Here is a 23,788-nt window from a genome sequence, read left to right as displayed (position 1 = left end):
CGGGCACCGGCGGGCGCAGGATCGGCGGTCATGACCACAGTTTTCGTGCACGGTGTCCCGGAGACACCGGCCCTCTGGGACGCCGTCCGCCGTCTGCTGCCCGGCGACAGCGTGGCCCTGCGGCTGCCCGGTTTCGGCTCGCCCCGGCCGCCGGAGCTGACCGGCAAGGACGCGTACGCCGGGTGGCTCGCGGCCGAACTGGAGCGGATCGGTGGCGACATCGACCTCGTCGGCCACGACTGGGGTGGCCATCTGGCCATGCGGGTGGTGTCTGCCTTCCCCGCCGTACGCGTGCGCAGCTGGGTCTCCGACGTCGCCTACGGCTGGCATCCGGACTACCGGTGGCACCCGATCGCGACCATGTGGCAGAAGAGCCCGGACGGTGAGCAGTCGCTCGCCGCGATCCGCGCCGGTGAGCCAGGGACGTTCGGCCGGCTGCTCGGCCCGCGTGGGATGACGGCCGAGGTGGGTGCCGACATCGACGCGGCCCACGACGCGACGATGGATGCGGCGATCCTGGCGCTGTACCGCTCCGCCTGGCCGAACTTCCACCACGACTGGAAGCTCGGGCCGGTCGGCGTGCCCGGCCTGGTGCTCGTGCCGACCGGCGATGTGCTGGACGGCGTCGACCCGGAGGCGGTCCGGACGCAGAACGAGGAGGTGGCCCGCACCGCCGGCGCGCGCCTGCGGACGCTCGACGGCGTCGGGCACTACTGGATGCTGCAGGACCCGGAACGGGCCGCCGACACCTTGCGCGCCTTCTGGGCCACCGCCGGGTGAGTCTCCCGGGAGAGCGCCCGCCCCGGCGAGCTGCCGGGGCGGGGAGGCCGGGTGCCGGTCAGTAGCCGCTCGGGGACAGGGCCAGGTCGCCGACGGCGAGCGGGAACTCGCCGACGAACGAGGCCTCGCCGGTGAGCAGGTTGATGCCGTACAGGCTGTTGAAGCCGCCGTACGGGACGAAGACCGCGAACGCCGTCGACGCGGTCGTCTTGCCGTTGACCAGGGTGCTGAAGATGTCGAGGCCCGCGCTCGCGCCGGCGTCGACGCCCAGGGCGCCGGTCGCCGCCAGGGTGCCGTTGTTGGCCGGTGACTGGATGACCACCTGGTCGAGGGTCGTGTTGATGTCGAACAGCGTGGTGGCGGTGTCGGCGTTGAGATCGTTGTTCGTGTACGCGGCCGCGGTCACCCCGGTGGTCGTACCGGACAGGGGTGGGGTGGTGAAGCTGGGGTCGATGACCGTGGTGCCGTCGTCGAGGTTGTGCCGCAGGTTCTGCCCGGTGTCGCTGATGATGCGCAGCCGGTTGGCCGCGGGGTTGAAGTCGATGTCGAAGTTGGTGCCGGTGAGCGTGGCGGCCAGCTGCGACACCTTGGTGAGCGCGCCGGCGTTCGTGATCGAGATGGTGTAGATGCCGCCCTTGTTGCCGACGCCGTAGAGCAGCCCGTCCTGCACCCGGAAGTCGAGCCCGATCAGCGCCGTGTCGGTCGACAGGCCGGTCACGTTGCGGACCCAGTCGAGGGTGTCGGGAGTGTCGACGGTGAAGGTGAGCAGCTGCTTGCCGTTGGCGGTGATCCCGAACGCCCGGAGCCCGCTCCCGGCGGCCGCGCTGCTCCCGGTGGTGCCGACGATCACGGCGGCCGTGGTGAGGGCGAGCGCGCCGAGCGTCGCGGCGATGCGCTTGATGGTGCTGGTCATGTCCGTGTCCCCTTCCAACAGGTGTGGTCCCGACGGTGTCAGGAGCCACGGGACGCCGACTGGTTCCACACTGGACGGGCGCCGGACAGGTCGGACATAGCGGGAGACCGGTGCCCTTTCAGCCGCCGTCAGCTCGTCCGGAACGCGTTGACACGCCGCCTCAGGCGGTCATAGCTTCGCCGGACAGCCGCCGCAGGCAAGGAGTGATCAGCATGACGACCTCTGTCCTCGACACCCTCCGCCGGTCCGCCGAGGCGGGCGCGACCGGGCGCGTGTTCGGCGAGCCGGTCGCCCAGGACGGCGTCGTCCTGCTGCCGGTGGCCAAGGTCGGCTACGGCTACGGCGGCGGGGCCGGCTCGGGCCCCTCGCCGTCGGGTGACCACGGCGACGCCGAGGGCGGCGGCGGGGGCTTCGGCGCGTCCGGCCGCGGCCTCGGCGTCTTCGTGCTCGACAAGGGCCAGGTCAGCTGGAGACCGGCCGTCGACGTCAACCGGGCCATCCTCGGCGGCCAGGTCCTCGCCGGCGTCGCCCTGCTGATCGCCGGCGTCATCCTGCGCGAGCGCCGCTCCGGGGGACGGTCGCACGGGCTGCGCGCCGCCGCCCTGCGCTCCCGCCCGGGCGTACGGGCCCGCCGGCGCATGATGCGGCGCGCCCTCGCCGCCGGACGCCGCCACCGCTCATGACGCGCTGAACCGCGGGAGCCGGTGACAACTTCGACCGGGTACAGATGGTGAGAGATCGGCGCCTCCGCGGCGGGTGATCGAAGTGGTCCAATGTGTCATGCGACGTGGCCTGAGCGTGCTGGTGTCCGTCGTCGTCGGAGTCGCCGTGGTGGCGGTTCCGCCGGCTGCCGCGGTTCCGCCGGCTGCCGCGGTTCCGCCGGCTGCCGCGGCGGAGGTCTGGGGGCCCTGCGCCGACGGTCCCGCCCGGCTGCTCTGTGCCACGGTGCAGGTGCCGGTCGACTGGTCCCGGCCGCACGGGGAGACAGTGGGCATCGCCGTGGCGAAACTGCCGGCCACGGGGCGCCGGATCGGCCCACTGTTCGTCAATCCGGGCGGGCCCGGCGGGTCCGGTGTGGACATGGCGGCGAATGCCGAGTCACGATTTTCGGCCGCCGTCACGGCCCGGTTCGACATCGTCGGGTTCGATCCGCGCGGGCAGGGGCGCAGCCACCCGTACGTCTGCGATGCCGATCTCGTCGACCGGCAGATCGACCTGATGATCCCCGCGGACGCGGCGGACTTCGCGGCGCTGCTCGACGCCAACCGTGCCCTCGGCCGCAACTGCGAGCAGCTGACCGGCCCGCTCGCCCGCCACGTCGACACGGCGAGCGTCGTGCGGGACATGGACGCGATCCGCGCGGCGCTGGGCGAGCGGACGATCAGCTACTACGGCGTCTCGTACGGCACGATGATCGGGCAGCAGTACGCGGAGCTCTTCCCCGGCCGGCTGCGCGCCCTGGTGCTCGACTCCAGCATGGACCACTCGCTCGGCATCCGGGACTACCAGGTCTGGGAGACCCGGGCCCAGGAGGACTCGTTCCTCCAGTTCGCCGCGTGGTGCCGGCGGACCGCGGACTGCGCCCTGCACGACGAGGACGTGGTCGCCCTCTACGACCGGCTGGTCGACCGGGCGGCGGCGGGGGAACTGGTGTTCCTCCCGGGCACCGAGGCCGAGTTGATCCCCACGCCCACGGACCTGGCGGGGCTGCTCTTCAACTACTCCTACGACCCCGCCGACTGGTTCGAGCTCGCGCGCCACCTGCGGCAGCTGCACGAGGAGGGCGTGCTGCTCCCGGCCGTCCGGGGGCGCGGCGAGCCCGTCCCGTACGGCTACCAGCCCGTGATGTGCCAGGACTTCCGCTTCGACCTGCGCTCGTACGCGGAGCTGGCGCGCCTCGAACGGAACCTGTGGCGCCTCGCCCCGCACGCCGGCCCCAGCGCGCTGGCGTGGACCGATCTCACCGGCTGCCAGCGCTGGCCCGGCCCGGTCGTCAACCCGCCGCACCGGCTCCGGGCGTCGCCGCAGCTGCCGCCGATCCTCATGACCAACAGCCGGTACGACGTCGCGACCCCGTACCAGTGGGCGCAGGGGCTGGCCGCCCAGCTGCCGAGCGCCACGCTGCTGACCTATGACGGCGTCGGGCACGGCAACTACCGGCTGAGCCCGTGCGCCCGCGCCGCCGTGGACGCGTACCTGCTGACCTTGACGCTGCCCCCGGGCGGGACGCACTGCCCGGCGATCTATCCGGCGGAGGAGACCGTGCGGACCACCGTGGCGCCGGCCCGGCCGCTCACGCGGTGAGCTGCTCGCCCAGCAGGCGCAGGGCGTGGCGGAGCCGCCACTTGGCCGTGCCCTCCGGGATGTTCAGGGCCTGCGCGACCTGCCGATAGGTCAGCCCGTCGAAGTAGGCGAGCTGGACGGCCTCCCGGTGCGTCTCCGGCAGCTCCGCCACGGCCTGCCGGACCTCCTTGGCGGCGGCGGAGGCGAGCAGCTGGTCCTCGACGCACTGCGGGTCGGGGGCGGGCACGACCGCGTAGACGTTCGTCTGGGTGCTCCGGCGGCGCAGGAAGTCGATGCCCCGGCGCCGGGCGACCAGGCACAGCCAGCCCCGCAGGGTGGCACGGCACGGGTCGAAACGCTCGGGGCGGCTCCACAGCTCGACGAAGACGTCCTGGGTGATGTCCTCGGCGGCGGTGCGGTCGCCGGTCATGCGCAGCGCGACGCCGTACACGAGGGGGCTGTGGGTGTCGTAGGCCTCGGCCAGGCACTGGTCGGAGCCGGCGATCAGGCCCTCGCGCAGGCGCATGTCGTCCGGTTCCGGAAGCGTGTGCATGTCAGTCACAGCCCATCGTCGCGGCCACGGCGAGGAAGTCGTCCGCGGCGGTGGTGTCGCCGCCGACCGTGACGGCCGGCGCGCTGATCCGGCCCGCCAGCAGCCGGCAGAAGGCGGCGGCGGGCAGCTCGATCCGGGCCACCACGTCGGTCCGCGCGCCGGGCGCCAGGGCCACTGTCCGGGTGCCGCCGCCCGGCCCGGTGAGGACCAGGTGAATCGCCTGCCCGGCGTGGGCGCGGCCGGCGGCGGCCAGCGCGCCCGGCAGCAGGCGCAGCGCGAAGGTCACGATGTCGGCCAGCTGCTCCGCGCCCGGGTCGCGCGGTGGCAGGTGCAGCACGCGGCGGACGTCCTCGGCGTGGATCCACGTCTCGAAGCCCCGCTGCACCAGGGCCTCGCGCAGCGGCCGCTCGACGACCCGGCGCCCGGCCAGCCGGACCGGGCGCTCCAGCAGCCGGCCGTCGGTCCGGTCCATCCGCTCGATCAGGGCGCCGGCCTGCCGCCGCCAGCGCCGGTGGACGTCCGCCGCGGGCGCCCCGGTGCCCAGCGGCGGGGTGTCCAGGCCCGCGGCGGCGGCGACCAGCTCGTCGTTGCCGTACAGGTGCATCATCAGGCGGCGCACCGAGCGGTGCGGGCGCGACGGCAGCTGCCAGAGCGGCAGGGACAGGCCGGCCAGCAGCCCGTCCAGCTCGGCGACCTGCGCGCGATAGAAATCGGTCAGGCTGCGGCCACCGGCGGGCCGGGCCGCGCGGGCGGCCGCCAGGACCCGGTCCCGCAGGCCGGGCGCGGGCGTCCGGGCGGTGGACGCGCCGAGCCACTCGGCCGGGCGCCGGAGCTCCGCGATCTCCGCGGCGCAGTCCGCGCAGTCGTCCGCGTGGTCGGCGACCGCGCGCGCCTCCTCCGGCGAGCAGGCCTCGAGCACGTACGCGCCGAGCAGGTCACCGGCGTGCGACTCATTCACCATCGCCACAGGCTCGCAGCTCGCCCGCGTCCTGCGTGTCGGCTACCCGACCCGGCGGCCGGATCGCCGTCCGGAGACGCCACCCGTGCGAAACCCGGTCGAGGAAAGGAGCTACTCATGCCGCATTCACGCACGGCGGCGATCGCCGTGGGGATCCTCGTCGCGGGGCTGCTGACCGGTGGCGCCGGTGCCGGGAGGGCCGCGGAGCCGCGCGCCGGCGGGTCGCTGACCCGGGACGCGTCCGGGATCCCGCACATCACCGCCGCCGATCCGCACGACTTGTTCTTCCTGCAGGGCTGGGCGCACGCCGAGGACCGGCTGTTCCAGATGGACGTCTCGCGCCGGCGGGGGTCCGGCACTCTCGCGGAGCTGCTGGGCGCGGGCGCGCTGCCGGGCGACGTGCAGATGCGGACCCTCGGGCTGCGGCGGGCTGCCGAGCGCGGGCTCGGCGTGCTGTCCGGCGAGACCCGGCGGGCCCTTGCCGCGTACGCCGAAGGGGTCAACGCCTGGATCGCGGAGCACGAGCTGCCGGGGCAGTACGCCGCCGTGCAGGTCGGCAAGGTCGCGCCCTGGACCGTGACGGACAGCCTCGTGGTGCTGAAGACGCTCGCCTTCAGCCTGTCCTTCGACCTCGACATCGATCGGACGACGGCGGTCTGGGCGTACGACGCGGCGGGGCGGGACGGGCGGGCCGCGGTGTTCGAGGACCTCTTCCCGTTTGCGCCGTTCACCACCGCGTCGCCGGTCGTCGATGCCGGCGGCCGGGTGCCGGGCGCTTCCGGACGCGGCGCTTCTTCCACACCGGCTTCTCCTGGACGCGATGCTCTTCCCGCATCGGGTTCTTCTGGACGCGGTGCTCTTTCCGCATCGGGTTCTTCTGGACGCGGTGCTCTTTCCGCATCGGGTTCTCCTGGACGCGGTGGGCGGACGCCGGACTTCGAGCCCGTCCGCCTGCCGTCCGGGGTCGCTCGCATGGCGTCCGAGTATCTGGCGCGGGCCGAGCGGACGCCGCTGATCGCGCAGGCGCTGAACCGGTCCGGTGACCGCGGTTCCAACGCCTGGGTCATCAGCGGCCGGCACACCGCCTCCGGGCGCCCGATCCTGGCCAGCGACCCGCATCTCGGCCTGGAGACCCCGGCGGTCTTCCATCCGATCGACCTGCGGGGTGCGGGCTTCGACGTGCGCGGCGACAGCCTGCCGGGCACGCCCTACGTGATCCTCGGGCAGAACAGGCACATCGCGTACGCCGCCACGCAGCATCTGATGGATGTCACGGACACCTACGTGGAGCAGATCCGCCGTGACCCGTCCTCGCCCAGCGGGCTGTCCTCGGTGTACCGGAACAAGCTGGAACACGTGGAAGCGATTCCCGAGACGTTCCGGGTCAACGCCCGGACGCCCGGGCAGCGCGACGCGATCAGTGTCGTGCCGCCGGGCGGGGCGATCCCGGCGCGGACGCTGATCGTGCCGCGCCGCAACAACGGGCCGCTGGTGACCTTGGACGAGGCGGCGGGGACGGCGCTCTCCGTGCAGTACACCGGCTTCTCGGCGACGGGCGAGCTGGAAGCGTTCCGGCAGTTCAACCTGGCGCGGGACGTGGACGACTTCCGGGCGGCGCTGCAGCACTTCGACGTCGGCGGTCAGCACTTCGTCTATGCCGATGTGCGGGGGACGATCGCCTACTTCACGAACGCCGAGGTGCCGGTGCGGGAGGATCTGCAGGCCGGCAAGGTGTCGGGCAACCCGCCCTATCTGCTGCGGGACGGCACCGGGGGCAACGAGTGGCTGCCGGTGCGGCATCGGCAGCCACACCAGGCCGTGCCGTACGAGATCGTGCCCTTCGCGGAACTGCCTAGCACAGTGAATCCGCCCGCGGGTTTCGTGGTGTCGGCGAACAACGACCCGACGACGAACACGTTCGACAACAACGTGCTCAATCAGGTGCGGCCCGGGGGCGGGATCGCGTATCTCGGGTTCTTCCACAACGGCTTCCGGGGCGGGCGCCTCACGGAGCTGATCCGCGCCGCGGTGGAACGCGGTGGAATCGGTTCCCGTGAGGTCATCGCCATGCAGGCCGACGTCACGGCCGTCGACGCCCGGTACTTCACCAAGGTCGTCACCGCGGCCCTGGACCGCGCCCGCGCCAGCACCGAGCCCGCGCTGCGCGCGCTGGCGGGCGACGAGCGGATCGTGGCAGCGGCCGGGCGGCTGGGCCGGTGGGACCACACCTACCCGACCGGCATTCCCGAGGGCTACGACGCCTCGGACAGCGGGAACCGGCTCCAGCAACCGTCGGCACGGGAGATCGACGCCAGCGTGGCGGCCACCATCTACGTGCTGTGGCGGGGCCGGTTCGTGACTGAGGTGCTCGACCGGCACGTCGGCGGGCTGCCGTCGTCCGGCGACTTCCACGCGATGCAAGCGGTGAAGCGACTGCTCGACGACTTCGGTACGCGGCACGGGGTGGGACGCTCGGGAATCGATTTCTTCGCCGTTCCCGGGATCGCCGGCGCGGCCGACCGGCGGGACTTCCTGGTCCTCAAGAGCCTCGGCGACGCGCTCACGCTGGCGGCGGGCGAGGCCTTCGCCCCGGCGTTCGGGAGGTCGGCGGACCAGCGGGACTACCGGTGGGGCAAGCTGCACCGGATCACGCTGGCGTCGCCGCTCGGGGCGCCGTACTCGATCCCGTCCGCCGGGAACCGGTTCCCGCCGCCGGTGCCGGGCCTCTCCGGCGTGCCGGTCGACGGCGGCGCCAACGTCCCGGACGTGGCCGGACACCCGCTCCGCGCCGACGCCCCGGAGAAGTTCACCGTCAGCCTGGTGCCGGCGCGCCGCTTCGTGGCCTCGGCGACCCCGTCGGGATGGCAGTCGGTCAGCTCCCTGGCCGGCGGGGTGAGCGAGGACCTGGGCAGCGCGCTCGAGCAGAACCTGCTGCGTGACTGGCTGGCCAACGACACCTACCCGGTGCGCTGACCAGGCGCCGCGCGGGCCCGGCTCTCCCGTGGCCGAGCCCGCGCGGTCCGCGGCCGGATCGGCGCGGTCTGCCGCCGGGTCCGCGCGGTCTGCCGCCGGGTCCGCGCGGTCCGCGGCCGGGCCGGCAACCTCCGCGGCCGGGCCGGCAACCTCCGCGGCTGGGCCGGCAGCCTCCGGGGCCGGGCTGGCAACTCCCGGGGCCAGGCTCCACGAGCTGCCGAGCCCGGAAAGGCGGCGGCTCAGGCGCGGTAGCGGGTCGCCAGCTCCGGAGACTGCGCGCCGAAGGCGGCCAGGCCGGCCTCGGCCACGGCGGCCAGCAGCTCCTGCTTCTCGACGCCGGGCGCGGTCACGGTCTCGCCGAGCTCCAGCCCGCGCAAACTTGCGGTGACCACGTCAGCGGCGCTCATGCGGGGGACCGCGCTGAGGTCCATGCCCTGCCGCTCGTGAAACTCGGTGGCCACCACGCCCGGGCACACGACCTGCACCTGGACGCCGTGCGGGGCCAGCTCGGCGTGCAGGGCCTGGGACAGGGTGACCGCGTAGGCGAGGCTCGCGGCGTAGACGGCCCGGCGCAGCGGCACCTGCTCCAAGGTCGCGGGTCCGCTGAACGCGATCATCCCGGCGACGGTCACGACCTGCCCGGCCCCGCGCGCGATCATCCCCGGCACGATCGCGCGGGTCAGCAGGGTGGGCGCGAGCACCTTCACGCCGGCCAGCTCCTCCGCCTCGGCGACGGGCAGCTCGGCGAAGGGCTTGTAGTGGGCGACACCCGCGTTGTTGACCAGCATCGTCACCGGCTGCTCCCCGACCGCGGCGGCGACGTGCCCGATGCCGTCGCGGGTCGCGAGGTCGGCGGCCACGGCCTGCACCCGTACGCCGGGGAACTCCGCGGCGAGCTCGTCCAGCCGTTCCCGGCGGCGCCCGACGGCGATCAGGTCCATGCCCCGCGCCGCGAGCCGGCGGGCGTACTCCCGGCCGATCCCGGACGACGCACCTGTCACCACAGCCAGTCCAGTCATGTTCTCTCCCTCACGAGGCTCGGTGTCCATGCTGCTCCGCGCCGGGTGACCGCGGGTACGTCCCCGCGACAGTGGTCCTCGCAGGGCTACGTCCGGCCGGCCGCGGGTACGTCCCCGCGACAGTGGTCCTCGCAGGGCTACGTCCGGCCGGCCGCGGGCGACCTACGATGCGGTCATGGCTTCTGGCGACAACCTGCTCGGCGACCATCTCCGGGCCCAGCGCGCCCGGGTCCGGCCGGAGCAGGCCGGCCTGCCCGGCGGGGGGAACCGGCGGGTGCCGGGCCTGCGCCGCGCGGAGGTGGCGTTGCTGGCCGGGATCAGCCCCGACTACTACCTGCGCCTGGAGCAGGGCCGGGACCGGCGGCCGTCCCCGCAGATCCTCCAGGCGCTGGCGCGGGTCTTCGGGCTCGACGCGACCGGGACCGCCTACCTGCTGTCCCTCACCGAGCAGGCGCCGGGGCGCGCGCGGCGGCGGCCGCGCCGCGAGACCGTTCCGGAGGGCATCGGCAAGCTGCTGGCGTCGCTGACGCTGCCGGCCTTCGCCGAGGGGCGCTACTTCGACGTGCTGGCCGCCAACCCGCTGGCCACCGCACTCTCGCCCTGCATCGCGGCCGGGCGCAACCGGCTCCGCGACGTCTTTCTCGACCCCGGCGAGCAAGCGCTCTACCCCGACTGGGAGGACACCACCGCCCGCCTCGTGGCCGGGTTCCGCCGGTCGGTGGGCACGGACACCCAGGACGCCCGGTTCGTGGCGCTGGTCGGCGAGCTGTCGCTGGCCAGCGAGCGCTTCCGCGTCCTGTGGGCCCGGCACGACGTCCAGCCCCGGCAGAGCTGGCCCGTGACCCTCGACCATCCGCTGGTCGGCGAGCTCACGCTCAACCGGGAGAAGCTCTCGGTCGCCGACACCGGGCAGTCGCTCGTCCTCGCGATCTATCACCCCGACGCCGGCACGGACAGCGCCGAGAAGCTCGCTCTCCTCGCGTCGTACACCGCGAAGAGCGAGCAGGCCGCCGCTGGGTGAGCGACGGCCTGCTGCGGGGGAGGGTCAGCGCCGGGTCGTGCGCTGCTCCTCCGTACGGGTCAGGTCGACCTGGTCGATCGCCGGCGCACCGTCGACGGCGTCCGCGGCGACGGCGGCCTGCTTGGGGGAGCCGGGCAGGTCGAGGCTGTCGCGCAGCATCACCGGCCGCAGCGCGACGGCAGCGACCACGCCGACGACCGCGATGATCGCCGAGATCAGGAAGATGTGCCCGGTCGCGTCGCCGTAGGCCGCCCGGATGATGTGCACGACCGGCTCGGGCAGGCCGTTCAGGTTGAGGCTGCCCCCGCCCGAGCTGCCGCCCGCCGGGATGCCCGCGGCGGCGAAGTCGTGGGTGATCTGGTCGGTGACGCGGCGGGCCAGCACGGCGCCCAGGACCGAGACGCCGATCGTGCCGCCGAGCGACCGGAAGAACGCCACCGAGGAACTGGCCGCGCCGATGTCCTTGAGCGCGACGCTGTTCTGGACCGCGAGGACGAGGTTCTGCATGGCCATGCCGACGCCGGCGCCGACGAGGAACATGCCCACGCCGACGTACCAGAGCGGGGTCTCGTGGTCGATGACGGCGAGCATGGCGAAGCCGGCGACCAGGACGACCGTACCGGCGATGATGTAGGGCTTGATCTTGCCGCTCGCGGTGATCATGCGGCCGGACACGATGGAGGAGAGCAGCACGCCGGCCATCATCGGGATCGTGAGCAGGCCCGCCTCGGTGGGGCTGTAGCCGCGGCCGATCTGGAAGTACTGGCCGAGGAAGACGGCGCCGCCGAACATGGCCATGCCGACAGCGAGGCTGGCGAGGATCGCGAGGGCGGTGTTGCGCTCCCGGACGATGGGCAGCGGCACGATCGGCTCGGCGGCACGCGATTCGACGAGGACGGCGAGACCGAGCAGGAGCAGCGACCCGAGGACCATGACGGCGGTCTGCCAGGACAGCCAGGCGAAGGAGTCGTCCACGAAGGAGATCCACACCAGCAGCAGGCTGACGCCGGCGGCGATGAGCGTGGCGCCGAGGTAGTCGATCTTCACGTTCTCCCGGCGGATCGTCGCCAGGTGCAGGGTGAACTGCAGCAGGATCAGGGCGACCACCGCGAAGGGTACGCCGACGAAGAAGCACCAGCGCCAGCCCAGCCAGCTGGTGTCGACGATCAGGCCGCCGAGCAGCGGGCCGCCGACGGTGGCCAGGGCCATGACGCCGCCGAGGTAGCCGTTGTAGCGGCCGCGCTCGCGGGGCGGGATCATCGCGGCGATGGCGACCTGGACCAGGGCCTGCAGGCCGCCGACGCCGATGCCCTGGAAGGCGCGGGCGGCGATCAGCTGACCGGCGCTCTGGCTGAAGCCGGCGACGAACGAGCCGACCACGAAGACGACGATGGAGATCTGGATCAGCAGCTTCTTGCTGAACAGGTCGGCCAGCTTGCCCCAGATCGGGGTGGTGGCGGTGGCGGCCAGCAGGGTGGCGGTGACGACCCAGGTGTACTGGGTCTGCGAGCCTTCCAGCGCGCCGATGATCTTCGGCAGCGCGGTCGAGACCACCGTGCTGCTGAGCATCGCGACGAAGAGCACCAGCAGCAGGCCGCTGAGTGCTTCGAGGGTCTGCCGATGGTTCATCGGCCCGGCGGTTCTCGTGGTGGTGGACACGCTCAAGATGCGCTCTCCGGGGTCTTGTGGGACATGGTCTCGACAGCGGTGGTGAAGCGGTGCAGGGCCTGGCTGAACGACGCGATCTCGCCGGGGGTCCAGCCGGCGAAGGCGCGGTCGAGCTCCCCGCCGAACCACTGCAGGGCGTCGGCGAGGGCCGAGCGTCCGGCGGGGGTGAGGATCAGCACGGTCGCCCGCCCGTCGTGCGGGTCCGGCTCGCGGGCCACCAGGCCCTGGGCCACCAGGGCGGCGACGGCCCGGCTGATCGTGGACGGGTCGAGCTGGGTGGTGGCGGCCAGTTCCCGGGAGTGGCAGCCGCTCTCCAGCCGGTCGATGTGGACGAGCATGCCGAGCATGCCCGGGGGGACGGCGCCGTGCTGCGCCGAGCGCTGTTTGAGCAGGCGGACCGCCTTCAGTAGATCCTGCAGACGGGTGCCGACCTCCGCCGTCGCGCCTTCCACGACAGTCCTTCTCCTCACGGGTCGATGGTTGCCACAGACAAGCATCGGTCAATGTTTCCCAATGTGCAAGTTTGCTCAACGAGAAGATAGTCTGGCGCACGCGCAATCTGCGTGAAACATTGAAGCGCTGCAGAATGCATCCCCGCTCCCGGAAGGACCGCGCGGTGAACATCCTCGTGGGCGTCGACGGATCCACGTCGTCCATGCGGGCCGGCGCCTACGCCGTCGGCCTGGCCCGCCGCCAGTGCGGCCGCCTCACCGCCGTCTACGTGCGGTCCCGCCCCTCGTCCCTGCTCCCGCTGGTCGACGGGGGCGGTGCCGGGGTCGCCACCCTGGTCGACGCGCAGGAGGCGGTGGAGCAGGAGCTACGGGAAGCTTTCACCGCGTACGTCCCCCGCCTCGACGTGGACGCCCAGCTCCTCGTCCGCACGGGCGAGCCGTACGCCGAACTGGCCGCCGTCGCCCACCAGATCCGAGCCGACGCCGTGATCGTGGGCCGCTCCACCAAGATGCTCCACCGCGTCGCCGGCTCGGTCTCCGCCAAGCTCGTCCGCTGCGGCCGCTGGCCCGTCACCGTCGTCCCCTGACGACCGGTCCAGCCGACCATGCGCCCGGCGGGCAGAGCGCGGCCATGGCGGCACCGCGCGGCAGGGGGTTACTCGCCGTCTTCCTGGCGGGCGAGGCTCTCGGGGACGGGAAGACCGTCCTTGACGGCCGGCGGCGTCACGTGCGGATGGTGGTGAGATCGTCGAGGCCGGCGACGGTGAGGACCGGGGCCAAAAGGGGGGTGGCGACCAGCCTCAGGTGGTCGGCGTGGGGGAAGAGGGCGGCCAGGCCGGCGCTGTCGATGTATTCGACGTCGGTCAGGTCGACGGTGAGCGGCTCGCCCGGCTTCGTGCGGCGGGCGTCGGCCAGGGCGGCGGCGAAGGCGGCGGCGTTGCTCATGTCGATCTCGCCCGCGGCGGTGAGGAGGGCCGGGCCGGTGGTGAGCGTCAGGGTTGTGCTCATCGGGTGATCCTCGCGGACATGCCGACGACGGTGCCGTCGGAGCGGGTCGTGACGGTGACTTCGTTCATGAGCGCGCGCATCAGGGTGAAGCCGCGGCCGCGGTGCGGGTTGGCCTCGGGCTGCGGGGTCTTCCAGCGGCCGCTGTCGGTGACGGTGAGGCGCAGGTCGTCGGCGGTGGCGGCGGCGTGGAGCAGGATGCTGCCCTCGGGGCCGTGGCGGTGGCCGTGCTCGATGGCGTTGGCGCAGGCCTCGCCGGCGGCGACGAGGACGTTCTGGGCGGTCAGGGAGTCGATGCCGCAGAGGGCGAGCCAGCTGCGCAGGGCCGAGCGGGCCTGGGCGAGCCGGCCCGGCTCGGCGGGGAAGGCGAACTGCAGCGGGCCGGGGTGGCGGTAGAGCAGCAGGGCGACGTCGTCGTCGTAGCCGCCGGCCGGCGCCATGTGGTCCATGACGTCGGTGGCCAGCTCCTCGAGCTCGGCCGCCCGGCCGTGCTGCACCGCCGCGGTCACCTGATCGATGCCGTGGGTGAGGGGCTGCCTGCGGCGCTCGACCAGGCCGTCGGTGTAGAGCAGGAGCGTGGCGCGCGGGGGCATGGTGTAGCGCGCCTCCGGGCGCTCGCGGGCGGCGGGCACGCCGAGGGGCCGGGAGCGGCCCTGGTCGAGCAGGACGGTGCCGCCGTCCGGGTGGGCGACGATGGCCGGCGGGTGGCCGGCGCTGGCGTAGCTGAGCTCGCCGGTGGCCGCGTCGAGCACGCCGCAGAAGACGGTCGCGCAGGCGGCGCCCGGCAGTTGCGCGGCGAAGCTGTCGAGGGCCGTCAGGGTCTGGGCCGGGTCGGTGTTCTGCAGCAGCAGGGCCCGGCAGGCGCTGCGCAGCTGGCCCATGACGGTCGCCGCCTGCAGGCCGTGGCCGACGCAGTCGCCGACCACGATGCCGATGCGGCGGTCGGCGAGCGGCACGATGTCGTACCAGTCGCCGCCGACCTTGAGCGGGCGGGTCGCGGGGGCGTAGCGGACCGCGAACCCGTCGGGCAGCTGGGCCGGGCCGAGGATGGCGCGCTGCAGGGCCAGGGCGGTCTCGCGCTGCTGGTCGATCTGGTGCAGCCGGTGCAGGCCCTGGCCGAGGTGGCCGGCGAGCAGTGCCAGCAGCGTCTGGTCCTGCTCGGTGAAGGGCCTGTTCTCCGCGAGCTGGATCCACAGGCCCAGGGTGCCGTCCGGGTGCTCGAGCGTGATGCCGGCGCCGCCGGACTGCCGCGCGGCGGGGGTCAGCAGCGGCTGGTCCCGGACGGCCAGCAGCGCCGCGGGCGGCCCGCCGGTCAGCGAGACCGGGTCGGTGCTGGACAACGCGGGGGCGCCGGGCCCGTCGAACACCGCCGCGTACACCTCGGTGGCCTGCCACAGCTCGCGCAGCTCGACGAGCACGCCGGCCAGGGCGCCGGAGACGCTGTCGGCCTGCGACAGCCGTACGCTCACCGCGGCCAGCGCCGACTCGCGCTGCACCGCGTAGTGCTCGTCGGTGACGTCGCGGAACGTGCCGACCACCACGCGCCGGCCGGTGTCGGGGTCCGCGACCCGGTTGAAGGCGGCCGCCACCCAGAGCCGGTGGCCGTCGCGGTGGATGACCGGGATCGTGTAGGTGCCCCGGGACTTCTCGGTGAGCAGCGCGAACGCGTCCGCCACCTGCTGATGGCCCTCGGGGTCGGCCGCCTCGTCGGGCCACCACGGGTGCACCGGGGCGTAGGGGAGACCCTCCGGCCCGTACCCGAGGATGGCGGCGAAGGTCGAGTTGATCTCGATGACCGCGCCGTCCTCGTCGCAGACGAAGAACGCCTCCTGCAGGGAGTCGATCAGCGCGGTGCGCCAGCGGGCGTGATGGTTGCGCAGGCGGGACAGCTCGACATTCGCCCGTACGCGGGCCAGCAGCTCCGCCGACGAGAACGGCTTGACCAGGTAGTCGTCGGCGCCGGCCTCCAGCCCCTCGATCGACGCCTCCTGCCCGGCGCGCGCGGAGAGCAGCAGGACCGGCGTGCCGGCCGTGCGGGGCTCGGCGCGCAGCGCGGCGACCAGCTGCAGCCCGTCGAGCCGGGGCATCATGACGTCGCTGACGATCAGGTCGGGCGGCTGCCGCCGGCTTCGTTCGAGCGCCTCCTGGCCGTCGACGGCCGTCTCGACCCGGTGGCCCGCCGAGCGCAGCAGCCGGGTCAGATAGTCGCGCATGTCCGCGTTGTCGTCCGCGACCAGGATGTGGGCCGGCACGGCGGCGGAGTCCGGCGCGACGAAAGCGGCCGGCGAGGAGGACGCGTCCGGCAGCCAGCGCAGGGCCTCTTGCAGGAACGGCTCCGCGGTGGCCGACACCGCTCCGGTGGCCCCGGCGGAGTCGGGGAGGTGCCCCGACCCGAACGGGAGCCGGATGGTGAACGTGGTGCCGCGGCCCTGCGCGCTCGCCGCGGTGATGGTGCCGCCCTGCAGCTCCACCAGCTCCTTGACCAGGGCGAGGCCGATGCCGCTGCCCTCGTTGGAGCGCGACCGGGCGTTCTCGATGCGGTGGAAGCGCTCGAAGAGCCGGGGCATCTCCTGCTCCGGGACGCCGATGCCGGTGTCCGCCACCGTGACCAGCGCCTCGCCGTCCTCCTCGGCGACCGTGACCCGCACGCCGCCGGTGAACGTGAACTTGAGCGCGTTGCTGAGCAGGTTGAGGATCACCTTCTCCCACATCTCGCGGTCCAGGTGCACCGGCCGGTCCAGCGGCGGGCAGTCCACCTCGAAGGTCAGCCCGGCGCGCTCGACGGCGGAGCGGAAGACGCTCGCCAGCTCGGCGGTGGCGGCGGCGAGGTCGACCGGCTCGTAGCGGGCCTGCATCCGCCCGGCCTCGAGCCGGGAGAAGTCGAGCAGCGTGTTGACCAGCTTGCCCAGCCGCAGCGCGTTGCGCTGGATGACGTCGAGCTCGGCCCGCACCCCCTCGTCGGCGACGTCGCGCCGGGTGAGCAGCTCCTCGACCGGGCCCATGATCAGGGTCAGCGGGGTGCGGAACTCGTGGCTGATGTTGGAGAAGAACGCCGTCTTGGCGCGGTCGAGCTCGGCGAGCTCCTCGGCCCGCCGCTGCTGCGCCTCGTAGCTGCGCGCGCTGGCGATGCCCGCCGCCACGTGCCCGGCGGCGAGCTCCAGGAAGCCCCTGTACGACTCGTCGAGCGCGCGGTAGCGGTTGAGGGCGGCCACCATGAACCCGTACGGGCTGCCACCCTGCTGCAGCAGCGGCAGCACCAGGGCCTCGGCCGGCGGCTCGGGCCAGTCGCCGGCCGGCAGCGCGGCGAACAGGCCCTCCAGCGGCACCGGGCCGGCCGACGTGGGCCACTCGTGCGCGGCGGCGGGGTGGTCCGGGCCGATGCCGGTGGACGCGGCCAGCCGGGGCTCGCCGCCGTCGAGCAGATAGGTCAGCGTGAACGGCAGGTCCTTGAGGTTGCGGCCGAGCTGCGCGCCCGCGAAGGTGAGCATCTGCTGCTCGGTGCGGACGACGCTGGGGTCCGAGCCGAGGTCGCGCAGCGTGGCCATGCGCCGCTCGCCCAGCACCCGCTCGGTCTCCTCGCTGACCACGCAGAGCATGCCGACCACGCTGCCCTCGTCGTCGCGCAGCGGGCTGTAGGAGAAGGTGTGGTAGCTCTCCTCGGGGTAGCCCGAGCGCTCGACGAAGAGCAGCAGGGCCTCGTCCCAGGTGGCGTGGCCGGTGCGCAGCACGGTCTCGATGCGCGGCCCGATGTCGTCCCAGATCTCGGCCCACACCTCGGCGGCCGGGCGGCCCAGCGCCCACGGGTACTTGCGGCCGAGCGTGTCGTGGCGATAGGCGGCGTTGCAGAAGAAGGTCAGCTCCGGGCCCCACGCCATCCACATGGGAAAGCGCGAGCTCAGCAGGATGCTGACCGCGGTGCGCAGGCTCTGCGGCCAGCCCTCCGGGGCGCCGAGCGGCGTCGACTCCCAGCGCACGGCCGCGAGGTCGCGGCCCACGTCGCCGTCGGCGGCGAAGACCTCGGTGACGGGCGCCGTCCCCGCCGCGTGTTCACCCTCGTTCATCGCCTGGCATTCTCCCCGTCTCCCGCCTCTCGCGCTCGCCGGCCCACCCGCCCGTGGTCCCCCGTCCGGACCGTCCCTCAGGCGGCCATGCGGATCAGGGCGTTGCCGCCCAGCAGCAGCACGTCCGCGCCGGCCACGAAGGCCATGCTCAGGTGCAGCCGCCGGGTCGCCTGCTCCGGGTCGGGGTCGGTCATGCCCCGGATCGCGCTGATCAATCCCGCGAGAACGAGCGGGATGCCGCCGATGAGCAGCAGGCCGACCGGGCCGGGCGTGTTGCCCCGGGCCACGAGCAGTGTGATCATCACCACCGGGAGCAGACCGAAGAAGACCAGGGCCAGTCCCGCGTACCACCGCAGTGCCCGCAAGGCGCTCGTCATGCTGGTCCTGCCTCCTCCCGGCGCGAGACCGCATCGTAGCCGGGGCGCACCCCGCCGAACGACACGGTCAGCAGGCCGGCCCGCGTCTGCACGTGGTAACGGGTGCGGCCGCGCTTGACGATCGTGCCGGGCAGCCCGGCGTACTTCCCGGCCACGGTCAGCCGCACCTGGTCACCGACCCGCAGCGGCGCGGTCCTGGCCGCCACGGCGGCTCCCGGGGCGCGCAGGCGCGCCAGCTCGGCCTCGTAGCGGGGGTGCATCGGGGCGGGCTCCCCGTCGCGGGTCCAGGTGTAGATCGCGGCGGGGTCGAAGGTGGGCGAGCACTTCGGGCAGGAGCGCACGCGGACGGGCCGGCGGTGCGCGGTCGTCCGGTGCCCCGCCGCGCACGTCCCGACGAAGCCGCCCTCCGCCCGGGGCGCGTCCTCGGGCACGCACCTGGTCCCGGAGCAACCGATCCGCTGGGCGGTCGCCCGCCACACCCTGTCGTGACCGTGCTTCGGGCCGGCCAGCGCGTGCGCGATCTCGTGCAGCACGGTGTCGCGGACCTGCTCCTCCGGATAGAGCTCGGTCAGCACCCGGGACAGCCCGATCTCCTTGCGGTCGGACCGGCACACCCCGGCCCGGGTCCGGGCGTTGTCGAAGACCAGGCGCCACCCGGTGAGCCGGTGCCGCGCCATGAGCCCATACGCGAGCTCCCGCGCCGAGGTCAGATCCACCCGACGATGGTGCCACGACCGCGTGCCCGCCCCGCCGCCTACATGCCCGTGATCACCTCGTCGGCGACCCAGCGGGCCACGCCGGCCGGCCAGGGGGCGGGCAGGCCGAGGACGATGTGCGTGAAGCCCGCCTCGATCGCGGCGGCGGCCGCGTCCCGGGTCGCGGCGGGGTCGTCGTACGAGACCCCGAGGTGCATCGACCGGGTGATCTCCGCCGGGTCGCGGCCGATCTCGGCGCAGTAGCGGTCCAGCAGCTTGCCGCGGCCGACCGCGTCGGGCAGGTCGCCGCCCGGGACGTTCCACAGGTCGGCGTGCCCGGCGACGATGCGCAGCACCTTGGCCGAGCGCCCGCCCACGACGATCGGGGGGTGCGGGCGCTGGACCGGCTTCGGGTTGCCGATCGCCCCGGTGAGCCGGTGATGCTCGCCGGCGAAGTCGAACGGCTCCGACTCGGTCCAGAGCCGCCGCACGATGGTCAGCGCCTCGGCCAGGCTGCCGGCCGCGTGCGCGGCGTCGCCGTAGGGCAGGCCGTGGGCGTCGTACTCGCGGCGGGCCCACGGGATGTCCGTGCGCGACCCCGCGCCGATGCCGAAGTCGAGCCGGCCGCCGGACACGAGGTCGACGGTCGTCGCGATCTTGGCGAGCAGGGCGGGCGGCCGGATCCGGTTGCTCGTCACGAGCAGGCCGAGCCGCAGCCGCTCGGTCTGGGCCGCCAGCGCCGAGAGCAGCGTCCAGCCCTCGAGGATCGGGCCGTCGAGCGGGCCGCCGATCGGCAGCAGGTGGTCGAAGAGCCAGGCGTGCCGGATCTCCGGTACGGCGTCCGCCTCGCGCCACACCCGTTGCACGTCCGCGTAGCTCACCTGCTGCGGCGCGGTCGCGATGCCGAAACTGGGCGTCACTTGGACTCCAGCTTGCCGACCTCGGCGTCGACGGCCGGGGTGCCGCCGAGCAGGAACGCCGTGGACACCTCCTGGATCGCGGCGACCCGCGCCGGGTTCTCGTCGGTCGTCTCGGTGACGTGGTAGCCGGTGATGCCGCCCAGGCTGTGCTCCCCGCCGAAGAGGGTGAGCAGGGTCTTCGGCGCCGGGCTCAGGTGGTAGGCGTCGGTCCACCAGTCGGGCTTGCGGACGGTCAGCGCGGACTGGTCGGCGTCGCCGGCGACGATCAGGGCCGGGGTGGTCATGGCCGTGAAGTCGGGGCTCATGAAGGCGAAGTGCTCGGCGGCGAACGGGCTCAGGTCGGCGCCGCCCGTGCCGGCGACCGCGAGGAGCACGCCGGCCTTCACCCGCGGGTCGGCGCCCGGCAGGCTGTCGTCGCCGACGACCTTGGCGCCGAGCAGCGCGCTCGCGGTCGTGGCGCCCCACGAGTGGCCCGCCACGGCGATGCGGTCCCGGTCGACGCGGCCGGCCAGCCCCGGCACGGCGGCCAGCAGGATGTCGAGGTCGTCGAGGACGCGGCGCAGGTCGGCGTCGCGGACACGCCAGATGCCGGGGTAGCGCGGGTCGTCGGGGGTGACGTTCAACGTGCGGGAGTCGAGGTGCGTGGGCTGCAGGACGACGAAGCCCGCGGCGGTCCAGTGGTCGACGAGCGGGGCGTAGCCGCGCATCGACTCGCCGAAGCCGTGCGAGAAGACGATGACGGGCAGGCCGTCGCCGCTCAGCGGGGCGGAGACGCGGACCTGGAGGTCGTCGCCACGCGACGGGGCGGGCAGGACGACCGGGCTGACGGAGATGACGGACATGGTTCTCCTCGGAGAAAGCGGAGCGTTGTTCCGCATCAAACATACGGAGCGATGTTCCGCTTGGCAAGGCGAGATATTTTCGGGCAACTTTGTTAACAAGTGCGGGCCGCACGGCGCACAATGCGACGTATGTCGATGCGCTGGCGCGTGGTGGCCCTGGTCGCCGCCCTGACCGCGGGGCTCGCGGTCCAAGCTCCCGCCGCTGCGGCGGCCGGAATCTGCAACAAATACTGTGACGGGCGCGACGCCGGCCTGACCGCGGGCGACCGCACGGCGGCGAGCAGCTCCCTGTACGGGCGGACGTTCGTCCTCCATCTCGACGACCCCGACGCGATGGCGTGGGCCACCGTCGCGGGCGGGCAGGCGGGCGACGAGGTGTGGCTGGACCGCTCGTTCGACGGCGGCCGCACGTGGGCCAGCGGCAGCCGCCTGGGCAACGCGGCGATCCCCGCGGGCGCCACGGGCACGCGCACGCTCATGTACAACGTGGACGACTGGGCGAACCGGGGCGTCGGGGCGTTGCGGGCATGCGGGAAGGCCGGCGACCGTCCGGAGATCGCCTGCACGTCCTGGGCCCGCAGCACCTGGAACGCCGGCAGCCGCAGCACCGCCGCGGCGACCGCCCTCATGATGCGCTACGACCAGGGCACCGGCCTGTTCGACACCAACTCCTGGTGGACCAGCGCCAACGCGCTCACCGCGATCATCGACAACGCCCGCGTCTCGGGCATGGGCAGCTACAGGTACGCGATCGCGAACACGTACGACCGGCAGATCAACGCCTATCAGGGCCAGTTCCGCAACGAGTACATCGACGACACCGGCTGGTGGGGCCTCGCCTGGGTCGCCGCCTACGACCTGACCGGCGACAGCCGCTACCTCAGCACCGCGCGCGCCGACGCCGACCACATGCACGCCTACTGGGACAGCACCTGCGGCGGCGGCGTGTGGTGGAAGACCGACCGGACGACGAAGGTGGCCATCGCGAACAGCCTCTACATCCAGCTCAATGCGGCGCTCGGGCAGCGGGTCGCGGGCGACACGACGTACAAGAGCCGGGCCGCCGCCGGGTGGAAGTGGTTCTCCGGCACGGGCATGCTCACGTCCGAGAACATCGTCATCGACCGCATCGACCTGAGCACCTGCCGCGCGGCGAGCGGGCCGCTGACGTACAACTCGGGGGTGTTGATGAACGCCCTCGTGCAGCTGAACAAGGCCACCGGGGACGCGAACGCCCTGACCGTCGCCCGCCGCATCGGCGACGCGTCCACAGTGCACGGCGCCCTGAACGTCAACGGTATCCTGCACGAGCCGGGCGAGGGCGACAGCTGCACCGGCGACCAGCCGTCGTGGAAGGGCGAGTACATCCGCGGGCTCGGCGTGCTCAACGCCGCGACCGGCGGGGCGTACAACGCCTATCTGAAGCGGCAGGCCGACTCCGCCTACGGCAAGGACCGCAACACCCTCGACGAGTACGGCATCCACTGGGCGGGCCCGTTCGTGGCGAGCGCCCACGCCTGCCAGCACGCGGCGCTCGACCTGATGAACGCGGCGCCGTAGCCCCCAGCCCCGCTGGACGCGGCGTCGTAGTCTCGGGCGCGATGTCGAGACTGTTGCAGCGGGGGACCGGTCCGGCAGGGCTGGTCCTCACCGCGTTGTGCCTCCTGTTGCCCTTTCTGTCCGCGTCCTGTGCGAGCGAGGAGACGCCGCGTCAGCAGTGGCGGGTCACCTATACCGGTGTGGACGTCCTGGCGGGCACCGCGCCCGAGGTGGCCTTCACCGAGGACGCGGACAAGACGCCGATCCGCGAGCTCGGCGCCGCCGAGGCGGAGCAGCTGACCGGTGCGGCGCCCCTGACCCTGCCTGCGCAACCCGTGGCGTGGCTGGCGGTGGCCCTGATGGCGGCGGCGCTCGGCGCCACCGGGCTGCCGTCCCGTGCCTGGCGTACGACGGCCGCCGCCGGGCTCTCGCTGGCCGCGGCCGTGGTCCTGGCGGGCGCGATGGTGCTGGCCCGGCGGGATGTCACGGACGCGGTGGCGACGGTGCTGCGTTCGGGCTCCGCCTCCGCCCCGGTGGCGACCCCCGTGCGGCAGTGGGACGCCTACGGCGAGGTCGGTGGCATGGTCCACTACGCCTACGGCAGCTGGATCGCGATCGCGCTGCTGGCCGCCGTCGGCGTGGGCCACCTCGTGGCGGCTCTCACCACTCCACCGGTTCGTTCGTGACGGCGTCGCGGATCAGGATCGCCTCCATCGGGCAGGAGGCCGCGGCGTCGAGGACGGTCTCCCGCTCGCCGACGACCTCGCGGACGGGGTGGGCGCGGCCGTCGTCGCCGAGGACGAACTCGTCGGCCGCGAGGGCGAGGCAGACCCCGGACGCGATGCAGTCCGGGGTCACCTCCAGGCGCCACGAGGTCACGGGCGTCACCACCGGACCGGCAGCTCGTGCAGGCTGCGCACGATCATGCCGTTCTTGAAGCGCAGCTCGGCGACCGGCACGTCCACGCGCAGGCCCGGGAGCCGGGCGAGCAGCCCGCGCAGCGCCTCCTGCAGCTCCATCCGGGCCAGCTGCGCCCCGAGGCAGTGGTGCACGCCCGCGCCGAAGCCGAGGTGCGCGCCCGCGGCCCGGCCCAGATCCAGCTGGTCGGGATTGTCGAACAGGTCCGGATCGCGGTTGGCGACGGTCATCATCGGGACGACCGCGGAGCCGGCCGGGATGCGGACGCCGGCGAGCTCGACCTCCTCGGTCGTCACGCGCACCAGCCCGCTGCTCTCGCCCAGCTGGACGAAGCGCATCAGCTCCTCGACGGCCTGCGGGACCGTCTCCGGGTGCCGGGCGAGCCGGTCCAGCTGGTCCGGGTTTTCGTGCAGCGTCAGCAGGAACAGGTTGATCATGTTCGCGGTCGTCTCGTGCCCGGCCACGAGCACGGTCTGGCACAGCCGCACCAGCTCGTCCTCCGAGAGCCGGTCGCGCTCGTCCCGGGCCTCGATCAGCGCGGTCATGAGATCGTCCGCGGGCTGCTCGCGCTTGGCGGCGATCAGCTTCCGGAAGTACGCGTTCAGCTCGCCGAACGCCTCCCCGATCCGCGCCGGGTCGGCCGTCACGTCGCCGAGCACCGCGTCGGACCACTGGTGGAAGACGTGCCGGTCCTCCGCCGGGACGCCGAGCAGCTCGCAGATCACCTGGACCGGCAGCGGCAGCGAGAAGTGCTCGACCAGGTCCACCGGCTGGGGCCGGGCCGTCAGCTCGTCGATCAGCTCGCCGACGA

22 protein-coding genes are annotated in these 23,788 nt (G+C 73.5%); 8 read left to right on the top strand and 14 right to left on the bottom strand.

Annotated features, from left to right (window positions below):
- Nucleotides 1-30 precede the first annotated feature (30 nt).
- Complete coding sequence (locus tag RBH18_RS30015; RefSeq protein ID WP_306213814.1) at nt 31-780, top strand: alpha/beta fold hydrolase; 750 nt, start codon at nt 31-33, stop codon at nt 778-780.
- Between the two features lie 58 nt (nt 781-838).
- Here the strand turns inward: RBH18_RS30015 and RBH18_RS30010 are convergent, their stop codons facing one another.
- Nucleotides 839-1,693 carry a DUF4394 domain-containing protein gene (locus tag RBH18_RS30010; protein ID WP_306213813.1) on the bottom strand — a complete coding sequence of 285 codons (855 nt, stop codon included), beginning with the start codon at nt 1,691-1,693 and terminating at the stop codon, nt 839-841.
- A 212-nt stretch (nt 1,694-1,905) separates the two neighbouring features.
- Here RBH18_RS30010 and RBH18_RS30005 point away from each other — a divergent pair, with 212 nt between their 5' ends.
- Together RBH18_RS30005 and RBH18_RS30000 are read left to right on the top strand one after the other, a co-directional pair.
- On the top strand, nt 1,906-2,376 hold the full coding sequence (locus tag RBH18_RS30005; protein ID WP_306213812.1) for a spore germination protein GerW family protein: 471 nt from the start codon (nt 1,906-1,908) through the stop codon (nt 2,374-2,376).
- A 97-nt stretch (nt 2,377-2,473) separates the two neighbouring features.
- Nucleotides 2,474-3,997 (top strand): alpha/beta hydrolase, encoded by a 1,524-nt coding sequence (locus RBH18_RS30000; RefSeq protein ID WP_306213811.1) that lies wholly within the window; start codon nt 2,474-2,476, stop codon nt 3,995-3,997.
- Here RBH18_RS30000 and RBH18_RS29995 read toward each other — a convergent pair.
- Both RBH18_RS29995 and RBH18_RS29990 read right to left on the bottom strand, forming a co-directional pair.
- A complete protein-coding gene (locus RBH18_RS29995) occupies nt 3,987-4,529 on the bottom strand; it encodes an RNA polymerase sigma factor (protein ID WP_306213820.1) in 543 nt (180 codons plus the stop codon). The two genes, RBH18_RS30000 and RBH18_RS29995, sit on opposite strands and share 11 nt — an antisense overlap.
- 1 nt (nt 4,530) lies before the next feature.
- A complete protein-coding gene (locus RBH18_RS29990; protein ID WP_306213810.1) occupies nt 4,531-5,490 on the bottom strand; it encodes a maleylpyruvate isomerase family mycothiol-dependent enzyme in 960 nt (319 codons plus the stop codon).
- Nucleotides 5,491-5,604: 114 nt separating this feature from the next.
- On the opposite strand from RBH18_RS29990, the gene RBH18_RS29985 reads away from it, so the two are divergent.
- Nucleotides 5,605-8,460, top strand: a complete 2,856-nt coding sequence (locus RBH18_RS29985; protein WP_306213809.1) for a penicillin acylase family protein — start codon at nt 5,605-5,607, stop codon at nt 8,458-8,460.
- Nucleotides 8,461-8,699: 239 nt separating this feature from the next.
- Here the strand turns inward: RBH18_RS29985 and RBH18_RS29980 are convergent, their stop codons facing one another.
- Nucleotides 8,700-9,479: an SDR family NAD(P)-dependent oxidoreductase gene (locus tag RBH18_RS29980; RefSeq protein ID WP_306213808.1), complete on the bottom strand. Its 780-nt coding sequence runs from the start codon at nt 9,477-9,479 to the stop codon at nt 8,700-8,702.
- 175 nt (nt 9,480-9,654) lie between these two features.
- On the opposite strand from RBH18_RS29980, the gene RBH18_RS29975 reads away from it, so the two are divergent.
- Entirely contained in the window at nt 9,655-10,500 is an 846-nt protein-coding gene (locus RBH18_RS29975; RefSeq protein WP_306213807.1) for a helix-turn-helix domain-containing protein, read from the top strand.
- 24 nt (nt 10,501-10,524) lie between these two features.
- Here the strand turns inward: RBH18_RS29975 and RBH18_RS29970 are convergent, their stop codons facing one another.
- Complete coding sequence (locus tag RBH18_RS29970) at nt 10,525-12,165, bottom strand: MDR family MFS transporter (RefSeq protein ID WP_372339012.1); 1,641 nt, start codon at nt 12,163-12,165, stop codon at nt 10,525-10,527.
- Complete coding sequence (locus RBH18_RS29965) at nt 12,162-12,638, bottom strand: MarR family winged helix-turn-helix transcriptional regulator (RefSeq protein WP_306213806.1); 477 nt, start codon at nt 12,636-12,638, stop codon at nt 12,162-12,164. Before RBH18_RS29965 ends, RBH18_RS29970 begins: the two co-directional genes overlap by 4 nt.
- 146 nt (nt 12,639-12,784) lie before the next feature.
- On the opposite strand from RBH18_RS29965, the gene RBH18_RS29960 reads away from it, so the two are divergent.
- On the top strand, nt 12,785-13,207 hold the full coding sequence (locus RBH18_RS29960; protein ID WP_306213805.1) for a universal stress protein: 423 nt from the start codon (nt 12,785-12,787) through the stop codon (nt 13,205-13,207).
- A 136-nt stretch (nt 13,208-13,343) separates the two neighbouring features.
- On the opposite strand, the gene RBH18_RS29955 is transcribed toward RBH18_RS29960, so the two are convergent.
- The 6 genes from RBH18_RS29955 to RBH18_RS29930 all read right to left on the bottom strand — a co-directional run bounded on the left by RBH18_RS29955 (nt 13,344) and on the right by RBH18_RS29930 (nt 20,520).
- Entirely contained in the window at nt 13,344-13,628 is a 285-nt protein-coding gene (locus RBH18_RS29955) for an STAS domain-containing protein (RefSeq protein ID WP_306213804.1), read from the bottom strand.
- A complete protein-coding gene (locus tag RBH18_RS29950; protein ID WP_306213803.1) occupies nt 13,625-17,686 on the bottom strand; it encodes a SpoIIE family protein phosphatase in 4,062 nt (1,353 codons plus the stop codon). Before RBH18_RS29950 ends, RBH18_RS29955 begins: the two co-directional genes overlap by 4 nt.
- A 77-nt stretch (nt 17,687-17,763) precedes the next feature.
- The gene (locus tag RBH18_RS29945; protein WP_306213802.1) at nt 17,764-18,063 is read right to left on the bottom strand and encodes a hypothetical protein; all 300 of its coding nucleotides are present in this window, start codon (nt 18,061-18,063) and stop codon (nt 17,764-17,766) included.
- On the bottom strand, nt 18,060-18,779 hold the full coding sequence (locus RBH18_RS29940; RefSeq protein ID WP_306213801.1) for a SprT family zinc-dependent metalloprotease: 720 nt from the start codon (nt 18,777-18,779) through the stop codon (nt 18,060-18,062). The genes RBH18_RS29945 and RBH18_RS29940 overlap by 4 nt, the downstream gene beginning before the upstream one ends.
- Nucleotides 18,780-18,817: 38 nt before the next feature.
- Nucleotides 18,818-19,678 carry an LLM class flavin-dependent oxidoreductase gene (locus RBH18_RS29935; RefSeq protein ID WP_306213800.1) on the bottom strand — a complete coding sequence of 287 codons (861 nt, stop codon included), beginning with the start codon at nt 19,676-19,678 and terminating at the stop codon, nt 18,818-18,820.
- Complete coding sequence (locus tag RBH18_RS29930; RefSeq protein WP_306213799.1) at nt 19,675-20,520, bottom strand: alpha/beta hydrolase family protein; 846 nt, start codon at nt 20,518-20,520, stop codon at nt 19,675-19,677. Before RBH18_RS29930 ends, RBH18_RS29935 begins: the two co-directional genes overlap by 4 nt.
- A 129-nt stretch (nt 20,521-20,649) precedes the next feature.
- On the opposite strand from RBH18_RS29930, the gene RBH18_RS29925 reads away from it, so the two are divergent.
- Both RBH18_RS29925 and RBH18_RS29920 read left to right on the top strand, forming a co-directional pair.
- Entirely contained in the window at nt 20,650-22,080 is a 1,431-nt protein-coding gene (locus RBH18_RS29925) for a glycoside hydrolase family 76 protein (RefSeq protein ID WP_306213798.1), read from the top strand.
- Between the two features lie 41 nt (nt 22,081-22,121).
- Nucleotides 22,122-22,745, top strand: a complete 624-nt coding sequence (locus tag RBH18_RS29920) for a hypothetical protein (RefSeq protein WP_306213797.1) — start codon at nt 22,122-22,124, stop codon at nt 22,743-22,745.
- On the opposite strand, the gene RBH18_RS29915 is transcribed toward RBH18_RS29920, so the two are convergent.
- Entirely contained in the window at nt 22,720-22,938 is a 219-nt protein-coding gene (locus RBH18_RS29915) for a ferredoxin (protein ID WP_306213796.1), read from the bottom strand. The genes RBH18_RS29920 and RBH18_RS29915 overlap by 26 nt on opposite strands.
- Nucleotides 22,939-22,943: 5 nt before the next feature.
- A partial coding sequence (locus RBH18_RS29910; RefSeq protein ID WP_306213795.1) for a cytochrome P450 occupies nt 22,944-23,788 on the bottom strand: 845 nt, incomplete at its 5' end.

It is taken from the genome of Actinoplanes oryzae, from assembly GCF_030757795.1.
Lineage (GTDB): Bacteria > Actinomycetota > Actinomycetes > Mycobacteriales > Micromonosporaceae > Actinoplanes.
The sequence above is the reverse complement of the archived record's forward strand: the minus strand, read 5'-3'. Positions and strand labels throughout refer to the sequence as shown.